This window comes from Exiguobacterium sp. H66 (genome assembly GCF_018618705.1).
Classification (GTDB): Bacteria; Bacillota; Bacilli; order Exiguobacteriales; family Exiguobacteriaceae; genus Exiguobacterium_A; species Exiguobacterium_A oxidotolerans.
Genome location: NZ_JACSMQ010000002.1, coordinates 306,814 through 329,404 on the forward strand (window position 1 = coordinate 306,814; position 22,591 = coordinate 329,404).

At 48.6% G+C, this 22,591-nt stretch carries 25 protein-coding genes; 8 read left to right on the top strand and 17 right to left on the bottom strand.

Going from position 1 to position 22,591, the window contains the following annotated elements:
- Positions 1 to 137: 137 nt before the first annotated feature.
- The 12 genes from KNP88_RS04895 to KNP88_RS04950 all read right to left on the bottom strand — a co-directional run bounded on the left by KNP88_RS04895 (position 138) and on the right by KNP88_RS04950 (position 12,962).
- Positions 138 to 1,301, bottom strand: coding sequence for a PDZ domain-containing protein (locus KNP88_RS04895; RefSeq protein ID WP_214892522.1), 1,164 nt, complete (start codon positions 1,299 to 1,301; stop codon positions 138 to 140).
- A gap of 19 nt (positions 1,302 to 1,320) precedes the next feature.
- The gene (locus KNP88_RS04900; RefSeq protein WP_214892524.1) at positions 1,321 to 2,739 is read right to left on the bottom strand and encodes a S41 family peptidase; all 1,419 of its coding nucleotides are present in this window, start codon (positions 2,737 to 2,739) and stop codon (positions 1,321 to 1,323) included.
- Between the two features lie 97 nt (positions 2,740 to 2,836).
- Positions 2,837 to 4,171 carry a murein hydrolase activator EnvC family protein gene (locus tag KNP88_RS04905; protein ID WP_214892526.1) on the bottom strand — a complete coding sequence of 445 codons (1,335 nt, stop codon included), beginning with the start codon at positions 4,169 to 4,171 and terminating at the stop codon, positions 2,837 to 2,839.
- Positions 4,172 to 4,209: 38 nt separating this feature from the next.
- Entirely contained in the window at positions 4,210 to 5,109 is a 900-nt protein-coding gene (ftsX, locus tag KNP88_RS04910) for a permease-like cell division protein FtsX (RefSeq protein ID WP_029331384.1), read from the bottom strand.
- Entirely contained in the window at positions 5,099 to 5,785 is a 687-nt protein-coding gene (gene ftsE / locus KNP88_RS04915; RefSeq protein WP_088837760.1) for a cell division ATP-binding protein FtsE, read from the bottom strand. The genes ftsX and ftsE overlap by 11 nt, the downstream gene beginning before the upstream one ends.
- A gap of 200 nt (positions 5,786 to 5,985) precedes the next feature.
- Positions 5,986 to 6,366 carry a cytochrome c551 gene (gene cccB / locus KNP88_RS04920; protein WP_214892528.1) on the bottom strand — a complete coding sequence of 127 codons (381 nt, stop codon included), beginning with the start codon at positions 6,364 to 6,366 and terminating at the stop codon, positions 5,986 to 5,988.
- Between the two features lie 110 nt (positions 6,367 to 6,476).
- Positions 6,477 to 7,346 carry a YitT family protein gene (locus KNP88_RS04925; RefSeq protein WP_029331387.1) on the bottom strand — a complete coding sequence of 290 codons (870 nt, stop codon included), beginning with the start codon at positions 7,344 to 7,346 and terminating at the stop codon, positions 6,477 to 6,479.
- A 103-nt stretch (positions 7,347 to 7,449) separates the two neighbouring features.
- Positions 7,450 to 7,953 (bottom strand): GNAT family N-acetyltransferase, encoded by a 504-nt coding sequence (locus KNP88_RS04930; RefSeq protein WP_214892531.1) that lies wholly within the window; start codon positions 7,951 to 7,953, stop codon positions 7,450 to 7,452.
- Positions 7,954 to 8,010: 57 nt separating this feature from the next.
- Positions 8,011 to 9,111 carry a peptide chain release factor 2 gene (gene prfB, locus KNP88_RS04935; RefSeq protein WP_034800913.1) on the bottom strand — a complete coding sequence of 367 codons (1,101 nt, stop codon included), beginning with the start codon at positions 9,109 to 9,111 and terminating at the stop codon, positions 8,011 to 8,013.
- Positions 9,112 to 9,178: 67 nt separating this feature from the next.
- Positions 9,179 to 11,698 carry a preprotein translocase subunit SecA gene (gene secA / locus KNP88_RS04940; protein WP_088837764.1) on the bottom strand — a complete coding sequence of 840 codons (2,520 nt, stop codon included), beginning with the start codon at positions 11,696 to 11,698 and terminating at the stop codon, positions 9,179 to 9,181.
- 218 nt (positions 11,699 to 11,916) lie between these two features.
- On the bottom strand, positions 11,917 to 12,480 hold the full coding sequence (gene hpf / locus KNP88_RS04945) for a ribosome hibernation-promoting factor, HPF/YfiA family (protein ID WP_026827559.1): 564 nt from the start codon (positions 12,478 to 12,480) through the stop codon (positions 11,917 to 11,919).
- Between the two features lie 281 nt (positions 12,481 to 12,761).
- Positions 12,762 to 12,962 (bottom strand): cold shock domain-containing protein, encoded by a 201-nt coding sequence (locus KNP88_RS04950; RefSeq protein ID WP_088837765.1) that lies wholly within the window; start codon positions 12,960 to 12,962, stop codon positions 12,762 to 12,764.
- Between the two features lie 250 nt (positions 12,963 to 13,212).
- Between KNP88_RS04950 and KNP88_RS04955 the strand changes: the two genes are divergently transcribed.
- From KNP88_RS04955 to KNP88_RS04985, 7 genes are all read left to right on the top strand, one after another.
- On the top strand, positions 13,213 to 13,719 hold the full coding sequence (locus KNP88_RS04955) for a competence protein ComK (protein WP_214892534.1): 507 nt from the start codon (positions 13,213 to 13,215) through the stop codon (positions 13,717 to 13,719).
- Between the two features lie 93 nt (positions 13,720 to 13,812).
- Complete coding sequence (locus KNP88_RS04960; protein WP_214892537.1) at positions 13,813 to 15,657, top strand: hypothetical protein; 1,845 nt, start codon at positions 13,813 to 13,815, stop codon at positions 15,655 to 15,657.
- A gap of 9 nt (positions 15,658 to 15,666) precedes the next feature.
- Entirely contained in the window at positions 15,667 to 15,954 is a 288-nt protein-coding gene (locus KNP88_RS04965) for an EscU/YscU/HrcU family type III secretion system export apparatus switch protein (RefSeq protein WP_214892540.1), read from the top strand.
- Positions 15,954 to 16,346, top strand: coding sequence for a flagellar export chaperone FliS (locus KNP88_RS04970; RefSeq protein WP_214847077.1), 393 nt, complete (start codon positions 15,954 to 15,956; stop codon positions 16,344 to 16,346). Before KNP88_RS04965 ends, KNP88_RS04970 begins: the two co-directional genes overlap by 1 nt.
- Entirely contained in the window at positions 16,346 to 17,239 is an 894-nt protein-coding gene (locus tag KNP88_RS04975) for a flagellin N-terminal helical domain-containing protein (RefSeq protein WP_214892544.1), read from the top strand. The genes KNP88_RS04970 and KNP88_RS04975 overlap by 1 nt, the downstream gene beginning before the upstream one ends.
- 18 nt (positions 17,240 to 17,257) lie before the next feature.
- Positions 17,258 to 17,698: a YaaR family protein gene (locus KNP88_RS04980; RefSeq protein ID WP_214892547.1), complete on the top strand. Its 441-nt coding sequence runs from the start codon at positions 17,258 to 17,260 to the stop codon at positions 17,696 to 17,698.
- A gap of 27 nt (positions 17,699 to 17,725) precedes the next feature.
- Positions 17,726 to 18,394, top strand: a complete 669-nt coding sequence (locus KNP88_RS04985; RefSeq protein ID WP_214892550.1) for a DUF2225 domain-containing protein — start codon at positions 17,726 to 17,728, stop codon at positions 18,392 to 18,394.
- 42 nt (positions 18,395 to 18,436) lie between these two features.
- Here KNP88_RS04985 and KNP88_RS04990 read toward each other — a convergent pair whose 3' ends face one another.
- The 5 genes from KNP88_RS04990 to KNP88_RS05010 are packed head-to-tail and all read right to left on the bottom strand — an operon-like array spanning position 18,437 to position 21,303.
- On the bottom strand, positions 18,437 to 18,613 hold the full coding sequence (locus KNP88_RS04990) for a hypothetical protein (protein ID WP_204251403.1): 177 nt from the start codon (positions 18,611 to 18,613) through the stop codon (positions 18,437 to 18,439).
- A 27-nt stretch (positions 18,614 to 18,640) separates the two neighbouring features.
- Positions 18,641 to 18,994 (bottom strand): hypothetical protein, encoded by a 354-nt coding sequence (locus KNP88_RS04995; protein WP_214845259.1) that lies wholly within the window; start codon positions 18,992 to 18,994, stop codon positions 18,641 to 18,643.
- Positions 18,991 to 19,359: a flagellar export chaperone FliS gene (gene fliS / locus KNP88_RS05000; RefSeq protein WP_214845260.1), complete on the bottom strand. Its 369-nt coding sequence runs from the start codon at positions 19,357 to 19,359 to the stop codon at positions 18,991 to 18,993. Before fliS ends, KNP88_RS04995 begins: the two co-directional genes overlap by 4 nt.
- A 15-nt stretch (positions 19,360 to 19,374) precedes the next feature.
- Complete coding sequence (gene fliD, locus KNP88_RS05005) at positions 19,375 to 20,928, bottom strand: flagellar filament capping protein FliD (RefSeq protein ID WP_214892553.1); 1,554 nt, start codon at positions 20,926 to 20,928, stop codon at positions 19,375 to 19,377.
- 18 nt (positions 20,929 to 20,946) lie between these two features.
- A complete protein-coding gene (locus tag KNP88_RS05010) occupies positions 20,947 to 21,303 on the bottom strand; it encodes a flagellar protein FlaG (protein ID WP_214892556.1) in 357 nt (118 codons plus the stop codon).
- Positions 21,304 to 21,435: 132 nt separating this feature from the next.
- Between KNP88_RS05010 and KNP88_RS05015 the strand changes: the two genes are divergently transcribed.
- A complete protein-coding gene (locus tag KNP88_RS05015; protein ID WP_214892559.1) occupies positions 21,436 to 22,284 on the top strand; it encodes an endonuclease in 849 nt (282 codons plus the stop codon).
- Positions 22,285 to 22,591: the final 307 nt, after the last annotated feature.

Genomic DNA, 22,591 nt, shown 5'->3' on the forward strand with positions numbered 1-22,591 from the left:
TTATGAAGTGCTCCTTCTAGGAAGTTACCCGTTTTTCCAAAAAAGAAAAAGTCCCAGTACGGATTATCTCTGAAAAAGATAAAGTTCACTCAAGAAACAACAACATCCCCTACCACTCACGTGATAGAGGATGCTCATTATTGAAGCGTTCGAATTTTCGTCCGGCGATTCCCCGGCTCACTGACGAACATGATGCCGAGTTCATGATGATCTTGTTCATAAAAAGCCCGTTGCGCAAACCGAACATCTCCATTATGATTCATCACTTCGAGACGTAAGTACGGTTTATGCTTTTGAATCGCTTCATAGAAGCTCGTCTCGGAATCAACAAAATCACCGTTGACCTTATAGATGGCTTCTCCGGGTACGAGCCCCATTTCTGATGCCGGTAATCCAGGGAACGTCCCCAGGATGACGACACCCCGTTTACCATTGAGGAAAATCGGCGTCTCTGAACGATTCAAACGTTTGACCCGTTGGTGCAAGATGATGTGCAAGACGAGCAGGAGCGGTAGACCGAATAACCACTCTTCCCGGTTCGTCACGTACGCACCCAGTGTCAACAAGACCGCGAGTAACAATGTGATGACGCGACCCCGAATCAATGGACGCATCAACTCAGCCGGTAATTTTCCTGTGAACAGAAAACTGAAGCCGAGCGGGAAAAAGAGCACGAGCGGGACGTACTCCGGAAAAGCGAACCGCGGAAACCATTCCTCGAGACTACTGCCCGGAACAATGACGAGCAACGGAATCAACCACAGTTTGTTCGCGGACAACCCACCGATGAAACGCCCCCGCTTCGATAAGACGAGTGATGGAGACAACTGCTTTTGACCGCGCCACGCGACGAGCGTCAATTCTGCCAGCAACGTCAAGCTCGCAAGCAACAGCAACGTCGTCGCGTCGACCTCTTTAATCCCGTCCATCCGTTCATCCGTCACGAACCACCCGATAAGTGCCAAAACGCTGAGCGGCCAAAGCGGCAAGTTAAACCGGACGACGCCAATCACCAATGTCACGGCGGCGAGCGCCGTAAAGGCGACAATGAAGACCGGGCTGACGGTCACCTGTAAACTCAAACTGATTGCAGATAAGACAATCCCGACGAGCAGACCGGGCAGCAATGTCTCAAAAATGTCGGTCCGTTGATCGCGTGATTTCGAGCGGAACAAGTTCCGTTCTCGCCTGACGCGACGAATACCGATTACAACACTGACTAGAATGGCTAACCACAGGATTGGACTAGCGATAAGACTAATCACTGTCCAACCGATTCCATCGAATAATTCCACGCCCATTCAGACCTCTTTCCGTGATTTATTCAGCGGCAACTTCAAGTGCCTTGATGCGTTGTACATCATTTTTCGAGTCTTCTAACTTTTTCAAGAGACGTGTCTCCATCTCGGAAGCCGTCACCGGGTCAATCTTACCCGTGACTTCGAGCTTGGCATCTTTTTGAAGTTGTTCGACTGCTTGTTTCATCGTGTCGCCATAATACCCATCCTGCCCTTTCGGATCGTAACCGATCGCTTCGAGCACGAGATGTGCATTCTCGACAGATTTTCCATAGTCCCCGACATTGAGCGCTTTGTCATCCGTCAATATTTTCGTGACATTGAAATACGCAGGTTGTTTGACTTCAACGGTCGGTTTAACTCCTTTTTTGTGAATCCAGTTCCCGTCTGGCGTCAGCCATTTGTTCGTTGTCAGCTTCAGGTCACTACCATCTTTTAAGTCATACGCACTTTGGACGATCCCTTTACCGAATGACTTTGTACCGACGACTTCTGCACCGGCGCCTTCTTTCAGACCGGCGGCTAAAATTTCTGACGCTGACGCGGAACCGTTATCTTCCAACACAACGATGTTATAAGGTTTCTTCGCGTCCGCCTTCCCGAATTCCTGCGTCCGGTCGCCTTTATTGTCTTCGACCTGGAAAATCGGTGTATCTTTCGGAATGAATGGCGCAATCATTTTCGAAACTGCCGTCAACAGTCCGCCTGGGTTTCCCCGAACGTCAATGACGAGTCCATCAATATTCTTCGCTTCGAGAGCAGCGAGTTGCTTTTCGAACTCTTCTGCAGTCGGGTCAGAAAACTGAGTCACTTGGAGTACACCAATCGTTTTCCCGTTCACTTGTTCTGTTTCCGAATAGACGGTCTCAATCGGAATCGTATCGCGTTCAATCGTGATTTTCATCGGGTCTTGTCCCCCGCGTTGAATCGTCAAGACGACTTCCGTCCCTTTTTCACCACGAATCTTTTTGACAGCTTGATCCGTCTTTTGACCTTTCGTCGACTTGCCATCGATTTCTACAATGACGTCACCCGGCTTGATTCCTGCTTTTTCAGCGGGTGCCCCTTTAATCGGAGCGACGATGACAATTGCCTCACCCTTTTGCTCCAGTGTCGCGCCAATTCCTTCAAACGATGAAGACAGATTCGTGTTGAACGACGCCGTTTCCGATTCATCCATGTAGACCGAGTAGGGATCGTCAAGCACTTCCGTCATCCCACTGAGTGCTCCTTCAAGCAATTCTTGATCCGTGACATCTTCTAGGTAATACTGTGAAATCATCTGGCGGACTTGATCAACCTTTTTCCAGTCCCCCGATTCGCCCGATGAACTGGTCGTCACCGTGTCGGTACCACCTGTTGCTAACATACCGACTGCGCCTGCCCCTAGGCCAAGTCCGAATGTACTGACTGCTATGACTGCCGTTGTAGATTTTTTCACGCTTGATTCCTCGTTTCCGGTGTAAACCTGCTATTTTTTTCAGTATAGCAAAAAAAGATAGGTTACCCTATCTTTTCGCTAAAGAGCTATAGATCAATCAAAAGATGTACGGGGCTGGATCGACCGCGTTCGGTTGTCCGACCGCCCACTCCCCTTGATGAATCTCAAAGTGAAGATGAGGACCAGTCGACCAGCCTGTCGAACCTAACTTTCCGATGACCGTCCCCGGCATGACCGTTTGCCCTGCCTTCACAGCGACGGAATCAAGATGTCCGTAAACCGTCGTCCAGACTTTCCCGTCGATCAGATGGGTGATCATCACGACATTCCCGTATCCTGTCGCACTTCCGGCGCGCAGGACGATACCACCTGCCGCTGCCTGAATCGGTGTTCCTTTAGCATTGACGAGATCGATGCCCGTATGAATCTCTGACTTGCCGGTCAACGGATTGTTCCGTGGACCGAACGGGCTGGACACGTAACCGGAGACAGGTAATTGAAATGGCTTTGCATGATCCGTCGCAGATGGTACCGGCTGCTTTTTCGTCGTTGGCGATGCCGTCCGGTCCACTGCCTGCGTGTCGTCCGCTTCCGCTTGCTCACGTTTCGCTGCCTCGATACGGGCGAGACGTTCTGCTTCCGCCTTTATCTTTGCTTGTTCAGCGGCACGTGCTGCTTCTTCGAGTTCCGTCAGTTGCGTGCTAATCAATTGTTGCTGATCCGCTAAGATTTGGGCTTCTTCCGCCTTCGTGAACTGCTCCTGCTTCAATTGTTTGACCTGATCGTTCAATTGGACGACCAATTTTCGTTTCAACTCAGATTCCGCGATGATCCGCGTCTGCAGAATCAACAGTTTCCGTTGGTCTTTTTTTAGCTGACCGAGGATGAGTTCTTGACTTGCGCGTTGCTCCGTCAATTCCGTGACATTTGCTTTATAGGCATTCAAAACACCGTCATCTTGTTTAATGATTTCACTGACAGTACTAAAACGCGAGATTAAATCGCCGAAATCTTTTGAGTCGAGCAACACTTCGATGTATTTGATGTCGCCATCCCGCTGAACGGCACGAAGCCGGTTCCCAAGTAAATCTTCCTGCGCCCGTAACTCGGACAATGTTTGTTTAATCGCTTCTTCGATCGCTTGCAACTCTTCTTTTGATGCAGAAACAGCCGCTTGTTGATCTGCAATTTCACTCGCTAAATCATCCAAACGGCTGTTGACTTCATCCAAACGCTCCTCTGCGAGGCGGCGTTCTTTTTTCGTCAAGATTAACTTCTCAGATGTCTGATTCTGTGATCGTTCCGTCTCTTGCAGACGGGACTCGACCTCCTGTTGTTCCTTCAACAATTCTTCTTTAGACACGGCGTGAACGGATACACTTGAACCAACCAGGGCCAAGCTGAGCACAGCTGAACAGAATCGAACCTTCATGAGAAGCATCTCTCCTCTATATTTTGTTTTTGCGTAACTTATACTTTTAAGAAACGTCCGAGTGACGTTGTTGATCCCCATACTCCGATGAAGGCACCGAGCGCAAGTAAAATCAATGCGACTTGAACGGATAGTTCACCAGGTGGAATCAAATTAAAGATTGATGCATTTAAAGATACGAGTTGTGGTTGAAGGGCATTGTATGTCACTTCATAACCAAAATAGACGACAGCGATTGGAATCAATGCTCCGAGTACACCCATCAAGAGTCCCTCGACGAAGAACGGTGCACGGATGAAGCCGTTTTTCGCTCCAACGAGACGCATGATTTCGATTTCCCGACGACGCGAGAAAATCGTTACTTTGATCGTATTCGAGATGAGGAACATCGCCATGAAGGTCAGACCGACAATTAAGATGATTCCACCGACGCGTACCCCTTCAAGGAAGTTGAACATCTTCTCGACGTAATCTTCGCCATACTCGACACTATCTATATTTTCCATTTTTTTGACTGTATTTGCAATAGTTTCTGTCTCATTTGGTGAAGTTGCTTTGACGATGTAGCGATCGTGAAGCGGGTTATCCTTCTCGACCGACTGGTACGCCTGCGATCCTTCTCCTAACTGTTCTTTAAAACGATTCAGTTCATCTTCTTTTGAACTGTACCGGACAGACGCGACACCCGGCATCTGTTCTAATTTTGAACCAACGGCGTCGATTTTTGCTTGATCGGCCTCGCGTTCGACGAACACTTGAATTTCGACGTCTTTTTCGACGTTGTCTGAAATCTTGTTGACGTTGAACATGACCATCGCGAAAATTCCGACGAGTAATAATGTCACGGTTACGGCACTGACAGAGGCGAATGTCATCCAGCCGTTTCGGACAAGACCTTTCGACCCTTCCCGTAAATGACGGAATCCATTAAACTTCATAGCCGTACATTCCTTTCTCTTCGTCACGGACGATTTTTCCACCGTCGATCGCCAGTACGCGATGACGCATTTTGTTAACGATGTCTCGATTGTGTGTCGCCATTACGACCGTTGTCCCACGGCGATAAATCTCTTCGAAGACCTCCATGATTTCCCATGCCGTATCCGGGTCAAGGTTTCCTGTCGGCTCATCAGCGATGACGAGTGACGGACGGTTGACGATGGCTCGGGCAATCGAAATCCGTTGTTGTTCCCCACCCGATAACTCATCCGGATAGTTCCGCGCTTTATGTTTGAGTTTGACGAGATCGAGGACCTCGTTTACTTTTTTACGGATTTGCGCTTTGTCGTCTCCGACAACTTCGAGTGCGAATGCGACATTTTCATAAACCGTCAATGACGGGAGGAGTTTAAAGTCTTGGAAGATGACGCCGATTTGGCGACGGAGTTCTGGAATTTGACGGTTTTTTAATTTACCGACTTCGATTCCTTTAAACAAAAATGAACCGCTCGTCGGTTTCTCTTCGCGGTACATCATCTTCATGAATGTTGATTTGCCGGCTCCAGAAGGACCAACGATATAGACGAACTCACCTTGATTGATCGTCAAATTGACCTCACGAAGTGCAGTGACTCCGTTCGGGTATATTTTACTAACTTGTTGCATCTTGATCACTTACTTCACATCCTTATTTGATTACTGGGGGTGATCAGCTAGGTCTTAAAACCTACCGATTCCCATTATAACAGGCATGAAAAAAAACCACATTACAATCAAATGTCAATTCCGGCTGATTTTCATAAAAAAAGGGATAAGAAATGACGAACACGTGTCGTGTCTGTCATCTCTTATCCCATACTATCACATAGTTATGCTTATTTCTTTTCTGCTAACCAATCGGCAACCGCAACGATTTCTTCGTCCTCTTTCAGGATTCCGGCAGGCATTTGCCCTTTACCGTTCTTGATGATGTCCTGGATCTCTTCAGACGAATACTTTGAACCGACTTTTGTTAAGTTTGGTCCAACATTTCCTTCTAAATTGTTCCCGTGACATGAGGCACAGTTATTCGCGAAGATTTTTTCCGCGTCGACCGCTGATTCTGTTTTCGAAGAATCATCGTTCATTGACGAATCATCATTCATCGACGTGTCTTCTTTCGTTGTATCCGATGAACTGGAATCATCACTGCCGCAAGCGCCGAGTACGAGTGTCGCGCCAAGTCCTGCCGCGAGTAAAAGATTTTTTAACTTCATCCGTATACCCCCCTTAAAAAATACCAATCAACGTTCTTACCTATTAGAGTATAACCGTTCTTGATGTTTTCTAAGCGTGATTTCACAAAAACTTCACGTTTTCGATGTGTTTACGGAACATTGTGATACCGTTTGTCATCCGTGAAGCCAAGTCCGAGTACTTCATGGGCCTCACTGACGACAAGGAACGCTTCCGGATCAATGTGTTTGACGATTTCTTTCAACGTCGTGATTTCACCTTGACGGACGACGACCATCAGCATCGGTTTCCGTTTCCGTGTATAGGCACCCGCTGCCTCGATTTCCGTTGCCCCGCGATCGAGTGTCTGGAAAATCTCTTTAACAAGGGCTTCCCGTTGATCAGAAATGATGTAGGCCAGCTTATCGTTCGTGATTCCGAGCTGGACGATATCAATCATCTTAATCGTGATGAACAAAGCGACGAGCGCATACAGACCAATTTCGAGCGAGAAGATAATCGCGGCACTGATGACGATTGTCCCGTCAAGCAAGGCAATGCACAAATGAATCGGTAACTTCGTAAACCGGTGTAAAATCTGGGCGATTAAATCCATCCCGCCGGTCGACGCCCGACCTTTAAAAATCAATCCCAGTCCGATTCCGACGCCGGCCCCGCCAAAAATCGCAGCGAGCATCGGATTCATCGTCGCTGCCGGGACCTCGAACCGTTCATAAATCAAGATGACGACGGGCAAAAAAATCGATCCGACGAGTGACTTGACGCCGAACCCCATCCCGAGAATCATCCAGCCGATCGCGAGCAATAGGACGTTCGCAACGAGCTGGAACAGTCCGGGTGAAATCCCGAATAAATCATTCAAGACAATCGATAGCCCACTGACGCCTCCTGAGGCGAGTTGATTCGGTGCGAGAAACAGACTGAACGCACTGGCGACGAATAATGAACCTAATAATAAATAAACATAGTCGCGAACGACTTCCTGACGCGTTGATGTCATGGCGTTGCATTTCCCCTTACCTTAAAATCTAGAACCCGTTTTTTATTTTAGCGCAAAAAGGGAAGTGACGACTAGCCCGTCCGACCAACTCGCAGTGGTTCTCTTATACCGCACTAAAGGGTTTCGGATAACGGACCGTCCCTTTGACGCCCGTTAAGCCGTTTCGGACGAGCGGCATGACGAGAAATACTTCAGCCGGGACCGGGAATGGTGCTTCAATCCCGTAATCGATCGCCCGTTCGAATCCGAACTGTGGATAATAACTGTCGTGACCGAGCACGACGATGTGGTGTTCCCCCGCTTCCCGGACGTCCTCGATGACTTGGCGGATCAACTCTGACCCGATGCCTTTGCGTTGCCAAACCGGCATGACGCCGACCGGCGCCAGGGCGAGCGACGGGACGTCCTCGATGTAAATCCGGCTCAGCAAGACGTGCCCGACGATTTCTCCCCGGTCAGCGACGGCGACCCGGCTGAAACGTGGTGCCGCCTCGTCATCTTCCCGCAAAGCGTCGACTAAATCCGCTTCAGCCGCCTGTTCGAACGCCGCTTCATGCACGCGGCGAATCGCTGACGCATCCTTAAATTTTTCCTGACGAATGATCATCTCATGTCCTCCCTTTTGAAAAAAACCGCCGACTTGACCGTCGACGGTAGGTGCTTCTTACATATTGAGTAAACGAAGGTAGGCATCGATGAAGCCCATGATGTCTCCATCCATTGCCCCTTGCGTATTCCCGACTTCATAGTTCGTCCGGTGATCCTTGACCATGCTGTATGGATGGAAGACGTATGAACGAATTTGGCTACCCCACGCGATATCCGATTTTTCGCCACGGATTTCATCGAGTTTCTTTTGTTTCTCCTCGATTTCACGTTGGTAGAGTTTCGCTTTCAACATCTTCATCGCCGCTTCACGGTTCTTGATTTGTGAACGCTCTTGTTGACACGAGACGACGACGCCCGTCGGCACGTGCGTGATCCGGACGGCTGAGTCGGTCGTATTGATGTGCTGTCCACCGGCACCTGACGCCCGGTACGTATCGACACGGAGGTCTTCCGTCCTAATGTCGATATCGATGTCATCGTTGAACTCCGGCATGACGTCACATGAAACGAACGATGTATGACGGCGGCCTGACGAATCAAATGGCGAGATCCGGACGAGGCGGTGGATTCCTTTTTCCGCCTTCAAGTATCCATAGGCATTGTGCCCTTGAATACGGAGCGTGACCGATTTAACACCGGCTTCGTCACCTGGTTGGTAGTCCATCGTCTCGACTTTCCAGCCCTGTTTGTCGCAAAAACGTTGATACATCCGGAGTAACATCGAAGCCCAGTCTTGCGACTCGGTCCCACCCGCACCCGGGTGCAGCTCAAGGATTGCGTTGTTCGCGTCATATTCGCCGTTCAACAAGATTTGTAATTCAAACTCGTCGAACTTCTGTTTGATGTCTCCGAGTTCCGACTCGAGTTCTTCTTGCAACTCGACGTCCGGCTCTTCTTTAATCAATTCATACGTCAAGACGATGTTTTCGTGTCCATCGGCGAGGTGTTGGTACTTATCGACCATCGCCTTCAAACCGTTCGACTCGTCGATGACTTTTTGGGCTTCTTCTTGATTGTTCCAGAAGTCCGGGAACGTCATCTCGTTTTCGAGCTCTTCGATCCGGGAAATCTTCGTTTCTAAATCAAGCGATGCCTTATATTCTCCGAGTTTCTTCTCCATCCACTCGGCGGTGTTGCGTATTTCTGCTAATTCCATTGTGTTCCACCTTCTCTTTCCGTCAAAAGAGGCAGGAATCTCCCGCCTCTTTCAGTCGATTCATCACTTATGCCTGACGGCCGTGACAGTTCTTATATTTTTTACCGGATCCGCACCAACATGGGTCGTTGCGTCCGATTTGGTCGTTCGGATTTTTGCGGACAGGCGCTTTTTTGACGACCTTGTCCTCTTTGCCTGAGACGGCGACTTCATCCTTGACGACTTTTTCGCGTTTCAAGTTCGGGTCAAGATCAGCACGAAGGACGAATTGTGTCACTTCTTCCGCGATCGCCGCGTTCATCGTATCGAACATCATTGAACCTTCCGACTGGTATTCCCGCAGCGGATCATTTTGACCGTAAGCACGAAGGTGAATCCCTTCACGCAACTGATCCATCTGATCGATGTGGTTCATCCAGTGTTGGTCGACGGCACGTAAGACGATGACTTTTTCAAACTCGTCAAACGCTTCAGCCGGTACTTCCGACCGTTTGTGTTCGTAGTGTGCGAACGTCCGCTCTTTGAGCAGTTCGATGATTTCTTCGCGTTCTTTGCCGAACAACTCTTGTTCCGTCACTTTTTCTTCGACGGCAAGCGTCTGGTTCGACCAATCCGCGAGTGCACCGATGCTCCACTCTTCCGGTACGAACTCGATTGGCGTGTACTGATGCACACCTGATTCAATCGTTTGTTCCATCATCGGACGAACGATGTCTGAGACAGACTGGGCGTCAAGAATCGCTGCCCGGTCCGCGTACATGACTTTCCGTTGATCAGCCATGACGTTATCATAACCGAGGACTTGTTTCCGTGCGTCGAAGTTATTTCCTTCGACCCGTTTTTGAGCGGACTCGACGGCACGTGAGACCATCCGGCTTTCAATCGGTTGCGAGTCGTCCATTCCGAGACGATCCATCATCGATTGCAGGGAATCGGAACCGAAACGGCGCATCAATTCATCTTCGAGTGAAAGATAGAACTGGGATGCCCCCGGGTCACCTTGACGACCGGCCCGACCACGTAACTGGTTATCGATCCGGCGTGATTCGTGACGCTCTGTCCCGAGAATGTAGAGACCGCCTTTTTCGATGACACCTGCACCGAGCTTGATGTCGGTACCGCGTCCGGCCATATTCGTCGCGATCGTGACCGAGTTCGCTTGTCCCGCGTTCTCGATGATTTCTGCTTCCCGTGCATGGTTTTTCGCGTTCAAGACTTCGTGGCGGATGCCGCGTTTCTTGAGAATCCCGCTGAGGAGCTCAGACGTTTCGACGGCGACCGTACCGACGAGGACCGGTTGTCCTTCGCGGTTGGCACGTTCGATTTCGTCTGCAACAGCAGCGAATTTCCCGTTCATCGTCTTGAAAATCAAATCAGGCTGATCGTTACGGATGACGGGCTTATTCGTCGGAACGGGAACGACATGCATGTTGTAGATGTTCCGGAACTCTTCTTCTTCCGTCTTCGCCGTACCGGTCATACCGGCAAGCTTCGTATACATCCGGAAGAAGTTTTGGTACGTGATCGTTGCAAGTGTCATCGATTCACGTTGAATCTCGACGCCTTCCTTCGCTTCAATCGCTTGGTGCAGTCCTTCTGAGTAACGACGTCCTTCCATGACACGACCCGTGAATTGGTCGATGATCATGACCTCATCTTCCCGAATCATATAGTCGACGTCGCGGTGCATGACGGAGTTCGCACGGAGCGCGAGACTCAAGTGATGGTTGAGGGCGACGTGCTCGAGACCAAACAGGTTGTCGATGCCAAAGTATTTTTCAGCGCGGTCGATGCCTTGCTCCGTCAAGAGCACACTTTTCGTTTTGATGTCGACCGTATAGTCTTCATCTGCCTTCATCATTTTCGCGAACGTATCTGCTTGTGAGTAGAGGGCCGTCGATTTCTCAGCAGAACCTGAAATGATCAACGGTGTCCGTGCTTCATCAACGAGGATCGAGTCGACTTCATCGACGACAGCATAAGAAAGCGGACGTTGAACACGGTCTTCTTTATACAGGACCATGTTGTCACGCAAGTAGTCGAAACCGAACTCATTGTTCGTTCCGTACGTGATATCACAGCTATAGGCTGCTTGTTTTTCTTGACGCGACATGCTTGACAGGTTCAAACCGACCGATAGACCGAGCGCCGCATAGAGCGGCTCCATGATGTCACGGTCACGTTTCGCCAAGTATTCGTTGACGGTGATGACGTGGACGCCATTGCCGGCGAGTGCGTTCAAATAGACAGGAAGCGTCGCGACAAGCGTTTTCCCTTCCCCAGTCTTCATTTCAGCAATATCACCGTTGTGAAGGACATATCCCCCAATTAATTGGACACGATAATGGCGCATGCCTAAGACACGCGTCGATACTTCACGACAGACGGCGAATGCTTCCGGTAAGATATCATCTAAATCTTCTCCGCCCGCAAGACGCGTCCGGAACTCCACCACTTTACCTTCTAATTCTTGATCTGATAAAGCACCCATTTGTTCCTCGAATGCTTCGACGGCGTCTGCCACTTTTTCTGCTTTTTTCAGGACACGTTTCGTCGGTGCGAATAACTCTTTTAGAAAATTAGCCATGCCATACAGTCCCCTTACTTCGAACGATTCTTTATATGAACAGAATTCCGAGATTTTTCCTTTATTCAGTGTACCGAATACAGCGTCAAATTTCAACAAGCGGACGACGTGACGTCTCGTCCTGTTCGATCTATGTAGCATACGCATCGATTTAAGATATAGTTTTCTAACATATCAAAAAGGGACCCACTCCTAAGAGCGAGTCCCTTGTACATTCATTATTCTGGTTCAATCAAGCCGTAACGACCATCTTTTCGACGGTAAACGACGTTCGTGTTACCCGTTTCAGCGTCTGAGAAGACGAAGAACGTGTGACCGAGCATGTCCATTTGAAGAATCGCTTCTTCCGTATCCATCGGCTTGAGTGTGAAACGTTTTGTTCGAACGAGTTCGAGTTCCGCTTCATCCTCTTCGTAGACAGGTGCTTCTGCCTCCGGTCCTTCAAGCGTTTTGAAGTATTCGCCAATGCCGCCTTCTTTGGCGCGTCCTCTCCGGTTGATTTTCGTTTTATGTTTCCGGATTTGACGTTCGAGCTTATCGACGACGAGGTCGATTGCTGCGTACATGTCGCCATTTACATCCTCTGCACGAAGCAAGAGATTTGGCATTGGAATCGTCACTTCGACTTTCTGTTTCTCATTGTTGACTTTGAGATTGACATAAGCCGTCTGCGCTTCCGTAGGAGTTGTAAAATAACGAGTTAACTTTTCAAGCTTTTTCTCGACGTAATCCTTGAGAGCATCTGTGACGTCCAAGTTTTCACCGCGAATGTTGTAGATCATGTAAACTCCTCCTTAAGTAACCGGTTGAACCTATGAATTCGATAAACTTCAGTCGTTTCCTTCTGAAGATTCAAAATTCTTTTAGTTCGTATTTATTATACCACGATAAATGATACAAGGAAATGAAAACGATGACATTCTGTTGAACATCCTCCTCAATCTTTAGCGTACTATAATAGTTTTGTATGGTGATATTAGCGTATATACCCTTACGAAACTAAATCGAAACAAAAAAACCGCCTTTAGACAATGCCTAAAGACGGTGGCGGCTGCTATTCGGATTAAAGTTTTGTAACGTTCGCAGCTTGTGGGCCACGATCGCCGTCAACGACTTCAAACTCAACTTCTTCGCCTTCTTCAAGTGACTTATAGCCGTCTGCTTGAATTGCTGAGAAGTGGACGAAAATGTCTTTTGCGTCCGATGTCTCAATGAAGCCGTAACCCTTTTCAGCATTAAACCATTTTACTTTACCTTGTTCCATTCGAATTCACGTTCCCTTCGCAAACCAGAGTTCGAGAGCAAGCTCTCTACCGCTTAGTCTATCAAAAGAAGGAATTATTGACAATTGAAAATTCTGATTAATGCGAATTCATTGGTGATTTTAAATAAATAGCGCGATCTATTGCTGTTCTTTTCAAAAAATTACATTGTCATTACAGGTGTAGTATTGTATTATATCGTTAGTAATTACCTATTTTATCCATTGTCCTAATTGAGGAGGATGTAGTCGAATGCGACCATTCCATAATGACGAAAAATACCGAATCACGAAACGAACCGTCGCGATCCTGCCGTGCTATGACATGATGAAACAATCTATCATTGTCCTAGAAGATGGCTCAACGATCATGACCCCGCTTCGTCCGTATCAACTCCTGCAACTATCTTGCAGGCAGTACAACAGTTCCATCGAGGAACGGATCGTCACGGCAAAACGTGTCGCTTCCGTCAAAGGAAAAGTTCCAGTCGTCATCGAACCGACGCTCGGTCTTGTCTTTTTCCCTACCAAATCACCAAAACGTGATGATTGCGAGTGGTACGCCTGGAGCCACATGTCCGACGTCATCGAGGAAGACGGACAAACGAAACTTCAAACTCGTAATGGCATGATCCTTCCTGTAAACGCCTCTCCTTACATCGTCCGTAACCAAATGAAAGCAACTGGCGAGCTGATGGCTCGTTATCAACAATTGAACGCGATGAGACTAGAGGAACGCTTTAATTCAATTAAACATTAAAAAAAACGGGTTGGGCGATAATTTCGCTCAATCCTTTTTTGTTTATGCCGATATATAATAAGATGAAGAAATTATGAAACAGGAGGTGCCTCGATGAACATCCAGTTGCAACCAAATAGTCCGGCCGTTCCGTCGCCACCGACGACATTGTCCGACAAAAAGACGTATAGTGGGACCGTCCTTGAAAAAACGGGTCCACATACAGCGCTCGTCCAAGTCGGACGCGACCAAATCGAGATGACGTTCACAGGTGACGTCCCAACAGGAGACTTCCAGTTTAAGGTAAAGGGAGCGACAGCAGAAGGCTATTTGATTGAACAGTTGACGGATACCCCGGACACAGCGCCGGCAGGCTCCGTCAAGACCGATGCAACTGGCATCGATCCGACCTTGCTCGACGAATTGCCACAAGAATTAAAACAGGCTGTCGCCCGACTGCTTGCGACAGGACAATTGCCGCAAACGAAGGAAACCGTCGCCCGGCTCGTCGCCGCTCTTCAGGGAACGTACAAAGATCTCGTCGTCGCTCTCGTCTCACGCCCTTCCGACAGTGCCTTGCCGACGGACGTCGATGCGTTGATCAGCAGCCTGCTGACTGAAACGGATTCACTCGTCGACCTGTTACCGGAACGTCAAGCCGTCGTCGATAAACCGACACTCGGCACTGCCATCGCGCTCGACGTTGCTCGAACGACCTTGCCGACACAAGCAGACATCGAGCAAGCGAATGCGCCAAGACTTCGGCAAATCGTGAACCACCTGCCCCTGAACGAGCAAGGCGCGATTGTCGAAACGATCGAACGCGGTGCGTTGACACAGGCACGGGAGCAACTGCGCCCGCATTTCCCCGTCACGCTCGAAGCACCGGAACCGACGAAGCTCGAGCAGTTAACAGCATTGACCGCTGCGCGCCAGACGACGGAACCCGCCCGGTCGGCGTTGACGGTCGTCCGCGAAGTCACGCCACGACTGGCTGAGATGACGAACGACTTCCGGAGTAATCAGCGAACGATCGTCTCGCAACTCAAACAGATTGAACCGCTCGTTGAAGGGCGTCCGGCACAGATGGCACAAGTCATCGAGAGTACGGCGAACCGGCTTCGCCAAACGTTCCAACAGACGGATGCGATGTTACATACATCGATGCGGGACGAAAAACAATTGATTCAGTGGCTCTCAAAACTGGAGCGCGGTGCGGATCTTGCCGCGAATGGTCGCGGAACAGAAGCAAAAGCACTTCTCCAGGAAGTAAGGCTCGGTTTCGAAGCGTTCCGCTTCACACCAGCGAACGTCCGGACGGCGTACTTACCGGAGCTCAATCAACCGGTTCGTCCTGTCAGCGGACAAACACAGACCTCACAAACATCGAGCCGCCCGCTGCCATATGAACCAAGCCAAAACAGCCCGCGCGTCTTACAGGAGACGGTCCAAAAAACACTCCAACTGCAGACGGCCGAGTTGAAGCTCGCGACGCCAGCCGCGAACCCGGAAGCAGCAAAACTGCAAACGTTCCTGACGACACAACAGCAGGTCAATAAACCGGATGCCAGTCAGCAGCTCCAACAATTGTTACTCGCCCTGCCCGTCCAACTCGTCGAAGGGACGGCCGGCTTACACGTCCACCTGCAAAACAAACGCCCGGACGAAGTGATCGACTGGGAGAACAATACACTTTATGTCCAGCTCGAGACACCGCGGCTCGGCGACATCGGCGTCCGCGTCGAAACGGTCAACCGCAAGATGCAGATCACGATCGAAAATGATTTGCCGCTTCTCGAACGGCTGGCGACGCCGTTCCTCGAGCGGACGACCGATGCTTTAGCCGCGACCGGCTTTCAAGACGTCCGGATTCGCTTCAGTCCGTTCACGAAAGAACACGTAACGGAAGAACCTGTCAAACCAGCCGACACACCTGCCGGCTATGATTACCGGATTTAAGGAGGAGCCATGTATCAAAAAATCGATTTAAAACATCGGAAATCTGCAGCCGTCCTGCGGTATGATGAACAGGCAGGCAGTGCGCCAATCGTCATCGCCCGGGCGACCGGACAAGCAGCGGACCGGATTTTACAGGAAGCCCGTGCGAGCGGTGTCGCAATCGAACACGATACGTCGCTGCTCGGACACTTACTTGACCTCGATCTCGGAACAGCGATTCCGCCGCAACTCTACGATGTGATGGCAGAATTATTATTGTTGATTGAAGAACTCGATCACGCGAAAGGACGGGACTGATGACAGAACAGGAACTGTATCAAATGACACCGCAACAACTGACGGAAACGATGCTCAAAGGGCTCGTCCTGCAATACGACCGGTCGTTACTCGCCCGTGACGCCAATCGGTTCGACGAAGTCAACGAACGTTTGCAAAAAGCCTATCAACTCTTAATGAAACTTCAGGCAGGTCTACATGACGACGGTGGCATCATCACCGGTCAACTCGACGCCCTTTACCACTACTTAGCAGACCAGACGTTACAGGCCTACCGGACACCACTTGTGTTAGACGAACTGCTCCAACTCGCAGAAGAACTGCTCGTCACGTGGCAAGCCGCCAGTCTGAAAAAAGAACGGCCGCTCGTCCGGGCGGCACACCATGAACGGTATGAAGGGATGGATTATTAATGCGGATCACCAATAACGTACAGGCACTCAAAGCGTACCGGAACTTAAGCGCCAATCAGACGAACGTCAAGACGACGATGGATAAGCTGTCAAGCGGTCAAAAAATCAACCGCGGTGCCGATGACGCGGCCGGTCTCGCCATCTCGGAAAAGATGCGAAACCGTCTCAAAGCACTTGATAAAGCCGAACAAAACGTCCTCGACGGCATCTCGATGGTCCAGACGCTTGAAGGCGGCATGAGCGAAACCCATAACTTATTACAACGGATGCGCGAGCTTGCCGTCCAGGCCGGAAACGGGACACTCGCGGCCGAAGACCGGACAGCCATCCAGGAAGAAATCAACCAGCTGACGAATGAAGTCTCACGGATTGCTACAACGACCCAGTTCAACGGCAAAGATTTATTGACGGGTAACTTCAGCACGGAAGACAACGCGATCTTCATCCAGACGAATGCCGGAGCAAACGAAGGCATTTCCTTGACGATTGACGACATGCGGGCACAAAATATCGGCATCAGCTCGACTACCCAACCGAACACCGATGTCCGCAAATTGGATGTCCCGAGCGTCGACGATACTCCCGAATATGCCCTCAGCGTGATGACCGAGCAGGACGCGAATGATGCAATCAGCCGTTATACGCAAGCAATCGATACGATTTCACAGCAGCGGTCAAAACTCGGCGCCATCCAAAATCGCTTCGAAGCGATGACATCCGTCCTCAGTGTCAGTAAAGAAAACCTGACGGCGTCGGAGTCACGGATTCGTGATACCGACATGGCGCGTGAGATGATGGAATATGCAAAATACAATATTTTGAATCAATCCGGTATGGCAATGATTGCCCAAGCGAACGCCTTACCGCAAGGCGTCTTACAACTACTCAACTAATCAGGGAGGACGACAGCCATGGATATCCAGCGCATCCAAGAAACGAGCCGCCTGCAGACACCGAAGACCGGACCACGCGAGGTCGAGGCGTCGACGACGTTTTCTGCGTTAATGCAAGACAAACGCGAACATAAAGGCTACGAACGGCTCCAACAAAAATTGATGCTCGTCGAAGAGCATGGACAATTGCTCGCCGAGAGCCAGACAATCGAGAACCTCGAGAGCTATAAAGAAAAAATCAAGGACTTCTTAAAAGATGCCCTCGATCAATCGCAGCAACTCGAGGAAAAACGCGGGTTCAACCGGCGCGGACGGACGAAAATCTATAAAGTCGTCGAACAGGTCGACGCGAAGTTACTCGAACTGACGAACACCGTCATCTCCGGCGAATCACGCCGCCTTGATATCCTCGATCAAGTCGGGGAGATCAAAGGGATGCTCGTCAACGTCTTCGTCTAAACTCAATCAGTTAAAGGAGCCAGCACCATGGCCGAAATCTATTCAAAAAAGTGTAAATGCCCGTACTGCCTCAAGGAAACAGAGACGAAACGTGTCTTAAGTCGACACATCCGTGTCGGTAAGACCGACTTCGATGGTTTCATTCACTATGAGGGTCCGAACGTCTATTATTATGAACCGGTCCAATGTATACACTGCCGGTTCATCTTTCATGAAGCATTCGAAAAATTGCGTCCGGACGCGCGTGAGACACTCACGACGGACATCTTGCCATCACTGCCCGTCCTACCGTTTGCGGCGACCGAGCGGACAGCAGAGCAAGCCTTGCAGCTATATAAGCTATGCCTCTACACGGCGCAAGTGACGAAACAAAAAGACAGCATCCAAGCGATGCTCGGCGTCCGACTCGCCTGGTTAAACCGCTTGCTTGAAAATAAAAAGCAGGAAGTGCTTTGGATGGAGCGGGCGGTCGAGAAGTACGAGGCGCTTTATCTCGATTATACCGACGCTGTCCGGACCGGGATTCCGCATGATGTTTTATTGTTACGAATCGCCGACCTCTATGCGAGTCTCGAGAAAACAGATGACGCGAAGCAATGGTACAGCGTGATTTTTCAAAGTAAAAAAGTCTCGGACCGAATCAAAAAAGATGCCCGGGAACACTGGGAACTGTACCGGGAACGGCATCATATCTAAATTTGATAACAAAAAGGACATCCATCACGGATGCCCTTTTTGTTACGACTCACGTCGGTATTTTTCTTCTTCGTAGACGTCAGGTCCGTCCGAGATCGGGCGTTCCGCCTCTTCCCACGATTCGGACTCGACGTCCGGTTCGATGAATTGATCATACGAACCATCCGATCGGTAAAACGGTTTTGGCACGGTACGTTTTTTCTCTTCACGTTTAGTCACGCAAGATCCCTCCCTGGCATAAGAAAGTTACTGACGAGAATCAAAATATGGTGAAAAACTACCTTCCACTTCTTCGTACGGGTCGATATACGATTTCCGGCTGACTTTCGTCTGTCGGAGTTGATTGATTTGTACCCCTAATTTAGCGGTTTCTTCAGATAATTTCAAGTCCAGTTTCCGACTTTCGGCAACGAGTTCTTGAATGACCGCCTGGTTGGCCCCGGCAAGCAAGTTCGAATGAGCGGCAATGAACGCTTCGCGTTCATTCAGCAAGTTTTGAATCTTGCTGAGCCACTCGTCATAGACTTCCTCTTCCGGTGTCTGCTCAAGCAAGTCCATTAAGTGTTTCGTCTTCAGACGCAGCGGATCAAGCGGACTCATCGTTGACGCGCGAGCTTCATCGCTTCTTTCCACGTCTCACGAAATTCTTCCGCGAAACCAATCACTTCGTCGATTGCTGCCACATCATTTTTGATGTTTGCGTCAATCAAGCGTCCCTGCATGTAATCATATAAGTTATTTAAATCGGTTGATAAACTGATTGATTTATTGAGTGTCAATTGGAGCTCCATGATGATGGCCTGTGCTTTTTGAATGTACGTATTTTTGTCCTGAATGTTTCCTTGTTCGATGTTGCGTTTCGCCATCATCGCGAACTTAATCAGTCCTTCGTACAGCATCAACGTCAAGTCTTGCGGTAGTGCTGTCGTCACCGAATTCGATTGGTACGTTGCATATGGGTTCATCGTCTGAAGTCCTCCTTATTGTCCTAAGTATGAAGCGAGTGTCGCCGATTGGCTGTTCGCTTGGTTCATTGCCTGCTCCATCGCCGCAAAACGACGGTAATAGGCATTTTCTTTTTTTGTTAGTTTGTCTTCCCACGACAGGATACTCTTATCGACATCAACGAGTGATTTCCCGAGCCGGTACGTCGTTGCAACAGCACCGTCGAGTCCCGCAACCTTCGAGATTTTATCACGCATCGTCGTTGCAAATCCTTGAATTTGCCGTGCAAACCCATCTAATCCACTTCCGCTTGTAGACGTTCCATCAGGTGCATCCGCTGTAAACAGCTTATAGACACCTTCCGGTTGTTCCTCCAGCATTTTCTTAAGTTTCGTTTCGTCAATTTTGAGCTTTCCCCCATCACGGAAATCACTTGTCGTCGTAATTCCGATTTGCGACATGTAGTTTAGAGCAATCGTGTCCGTTCCTGATTGATACGTGTATCCCGTATCAATTTTTGAGGAAATGGCACTGCGGAATGAATTCATTCCGTCACGCAAGAAACTATCATTTTTCAAGACGCCACTCATCGCTTTTTCTTCCCACTTCTTGACTTCGTCTTCACTCAATTCTTTCCGCTGAGCATCTGTCAACGGTTGGAAGTCACGATACTTCTCTTCGTTGACTTTTTTGTTCATCTTATCAATCATATCGTTATATTTATCGACAAACTTTTTAATCGAATCGAAGTTCGCTTGCGTGTCGACTTTTGTATTCAAGGTGATTGGCGTTGTCGATGTATTGTTTAATGTGATGGTCAATCCATTTTGTGAGAACGTATTGGTTGTTTGTTCGAGTTGTGTTCCACCGATTGTATAAATCGCATTTTGTCCCGCCAAAGCGTTTAACACAGGTTCGGCACCAGAGGCAGGAGTATTTTTATCAGTCCAAGAAATTTCATTGGATGCTCCAAGTTGTCCCGTGCTTTGCCGTGTTACAACTAACTTTCCTGTGATGTCATTGAAGACGGCATTCAACCCTAGTGATTTATCACTATTGATTTTTGAGACGAGATCGCCAATCGTTGCCGTTCCATCAAAATTCATCGTCACCGGTGTCGCAAGCATGCTTCCGTCTGCTTGGTACGTATTTAGCTCAAGTGAGACATTACCGGAAGCATCTTTGGCGACGAGCCCACTGTCAGAAAGCTTCGACTGACTCGTAATTTTTCCGGTAGCAGAAGCATTTCTCGAAATCGTCAACGACGACGCTGACGCAAGCTGATTCACACGATCAATCGTTACACTTCCGGTAGTCGCAGCTGGACTTGCCGTTACTGACACCTTTGACGAATCTGAACTCGTGACAGTCTTTGACGTATAGTTTTTTGATAACAACATGTCACTCGCCGCTGTCCGTAAGTCAAGTAATCCCCGGTTCATCTCGCGATAGGCATCGCGTTGCCACGTTAAGGTTTGTTTCTTTTGCGCTAAGCGATCAACGGGTGCCCGTTCCGCCTGCATCAATTGTTTAATCATCGTTTCTGTATCAATCCCGCTTGCGAGACCACTTATCCGAAGTCCTGCCATCCAATCAGTCCTTTCTCGTTAAATCCGTTTATCGATCAGTTGATTAAATTCCATGAATGCTGCAAAAAAATCCAGTTCTTTTTTACTTGGGATTTCTTGAACGACATTATTGTTCGTATCAACAACTTGAATGTAAAATTCATTCAGTTTTTCATGTTTGACGAACTTTAGACCAGTACGTTGCGTTTCTAATTGTAAATTTGCTTTATCGATCGCCGTCTCAAGTTTCGTTAAATGTTGCGGCGTCGGTAAGATGACGATCCCGTCTTGCGCCAGTTCTTCTTGATTCGCTTCAACGAAGACGTTCCGCGTTGCTTCGTAAGGCAAGACATTTGCAGGCAGGTGAAGCCGAATTTCCGTATTGATGGAATTCATAGACAAACACTCCTTATTTATTCTCTATCTAGTATATCGGTCCAGACGATTCTTTTTATTAGTTTTTCTTTAAAGTTCTTAAAATCGGGAATAAAGGAACATATGTTTTTTCATTTAAAAGGAGGAGTTTTCATGTTACTTAACGCACTAACCAAGTCACAACAAGCTATCTTACTGGGGAGTATCTTAGCCGATGGTGAAATCACGAAATGTTATCCACAGTCACGTCGGAAAAACAATAGTTACCGTGAGCATTTTGGCGAGTCACAACGCTTCTATCGGGAGTGGAAAATGCAACAATTACCTGACTTACTTTACATTCGTCAAAATTATTTAGTTTCAAAATCTCTTCCACTCTTGACTGAGCTATACCCATTATTTTATCCGCAGCACTTGAAAGTGATACCGACGTCCTTACTTCCACGTTGTCAGCATCCGTTATTTTTGTTAACGCTCTATTTAGATGACGGTTCATTAATGATTTCAAAACGATTGAATCGAAAAAATCAACTCTTCGTCACCCCTTCGATTGCCCTTTATTTACAGTCCTTCCCTTTAGATCAGTTGACGCTTTTCTGTCGATGGTTAAATGAGACATTTTCGCTGAATTTTCAATTATCCAAAACACCGAATGGGAGTGGTTATTTTCTAAAAACAACTCGTGTAACGGATGCTCTCGATTTCTTACATCTGCTTGCTCCGTATACAACAGCTTTACCGTATTTTTCTTACAAATTGAATTGGCCGATTCGTCTTGAACAACTTAAGCAAGACTATCCCGATCATGAAGTTGTGGCATCAAGTCCGAGTCGACCTTATACAGTCGATGAATGTTCAACCATCCTTCATTTAAAAGAACAAGGCTGGACGACACAAGCGATTGCCGATGAACTAAATCGAACATACTGGTCCGTCACTTATAAATTCGGACAACTAAAAAAGGCCATGGAACGAGTCCATGACCTTGAAGTAAAAGTGTGACCAATTACGATTAACGGAGTAATTGGAGAACGCCTTGCGGCTGTTGGTTCGCTTGCTACGCGCATTAGCTTTCGCTAATGATAAGACTATATCTTCATCCTAGTTTTACTAGGAGCTGGGCGCTTCCCCCGCCGTTTACGGAGTACGGATTTCATAACCATCGGACATGTCCATTAGGTCGTCTATCCTAGTCGTTGAACCTTCACCAAGGTTTCCCTACAGGTGCTTGGCTGCTGATTGTCCAATCCTTGACGTTTTTCAGAACGGTCACGCTCGCCGTTTCCAGCCACGTTGTCGTACATCAAGG

Excerpts from the sequence above, each read along its gene's own strand:
- KNP88_RS04895 (WP_214892522.1), bottom strand. The coding sequence starts at position 1,301 with ATGGGCGTGGAATTATTCGATGGAATCGGTTGGACAGTGATTAGTCTT.
- KNP88_RS04905 (WP_214892526.1), bottom strand. The coding sequence starts at position 4,171 with ATGAAGGTTCGATTCTGTTCAGCTGTGCTCAGCTTGGCCCTGGTTGGT.
- ftsX (WP_029331384.1), bottom strand. The coding sequence starts at position 5,109 with ATGAAGTTTAATGGATTCCGTCATTTACGGGAAGGGTCGAAAGGTCTT.
- cccB (WP_214892528.1), bottom strand. The coding sequence starts at position 6,366 with ATGAAGTTAAAAAATCTTTTACTCGCGGCAGGACTTGGCGCGACACTC.
- KNP88_RS04925 (WP_029331387.1), bottom strand. The coding sequence starts at position 7,346 with ATGACATCAACGCGTCAGGAAGTCGTTCGCGACTATGTTTATTTATTA.
- KNP88_RS04930 (WP_214892531.1), bottom strand. The coding sequence starts at position 7,953 with ATGATCATTCGTCAGGAAAAATTTAAGGATGCGTCAGCGATTCGCCGC.
- prfB (WP_034800913.1), bottom strand. The coding sequence starts at position 9,111 with ATGGAATTAGCAGAAATACGCAACACCGCCGAGTGGATGGAGAAGAAA.
- secA (WP_088837764.1), bottom strand. The coding sequence starts at position 11,698 with ATGGCTAATTTTCTAAAAGAGTTATTCGCACCGACGAAACGTGTCCTG.
- hpf (WP_026827559.1), bottom strand. The coding sequence starts at position 12,480 with ATGATCTACAACATTCGCGGTGAAAACTTGGACGTCACAGATGCTCTC.
- KNP88_RS04950 (WP_088837765.1), bottom strand. The coding sequence starts at position 12,962 with ATGGAACAAGGTAAAGTAAAATGGTTTAATGCTGAAAAGGGTTACGGC.
- KNP88_RS04955 (WP_214892534.1), top strand. The coding sequence starts at position 13,213 with ATGCGACCATTCCATAATGACGAAAAATACCGAATCACGAAACGAACC.
- KNP88_RS04960 (WP_214892537.1), top strand. The coding sequence starts at position 13,813 with ATGAACATCCAGTTGCAACCAAATAGTCCGGCCGTTCCGTCGCCACCG.
- KNP88_RS04965 (WP_214892540.1), top strand. The coding sequence starts at position 15,667 with ATGTATCAAAAAATCGATTTAAAACATCGGAAATCTGCAGCCGTCCTG.
- KNP88_RS04970 (WP_214847077.1), top strand. The coding sequence starts at position 15,954 with ATGACAGAACAGGAACTGTATCAAATGACACCGCAACAACTGACGGAA.
- KNP88_RS04975 (WP_214892544.1), top strand. The coding sequence starts at position 16,346 with ATGCGGATCACCAATAACGTACAGGCACTCAAAGCGTACCGGAACTTA.
- KNP88_RS04980 (WP_214892547.1), top strand. The coding sequence starts at position 17,258 with ATGGATATCCAGCGCATCCAAGAAACGAGCCGCCTGCAGACACCGAAG.
- KNP88_RS04985 (WP_214892550.1), top strand. The coding sequence starts at position 17,726 with ATGGCCGAAATCTATTCAAAAAAGTGTAAATGCCCGTACTGCCTCAAG.
- KNP88_RS04995 (WP_214845259.1), bottom strand. The coding sequence starts at position 18,994 with ATGAGTCCGCTTGATCCGCTGCGTCTGAAGACGAAACACTTAATGGAC.
- fliS (WP_214845260.1), bottom strand. The coding sequence starts at position 19,359 with ATGAACCCATATGCAACGTACCAATCGAATTCGGTGACGACAGCACTA.
- fliD (WP_214892553.1), bottom strand. The coding sequence starts at position 20,928 with ATGGCAGGACTTCGGATAAGTGGTCTCGCAAGCGGGATTGATACAGAA.
- KNP88_RS05010 (WP_214892556.1), bottom strand. The coding sequence starts at position 21,303 with ATGAATTCCATCAATACGGAAATTCGGCTTCACCTGCCTGCAAATGTC.
- KNP88_RS05015 (WP_214892559.1), top strand. The coding sequence starts at position 21,436 with ATGTTACTTAACGCACTAACCAAGTCACAACAAGCTATCTTACTGGGG.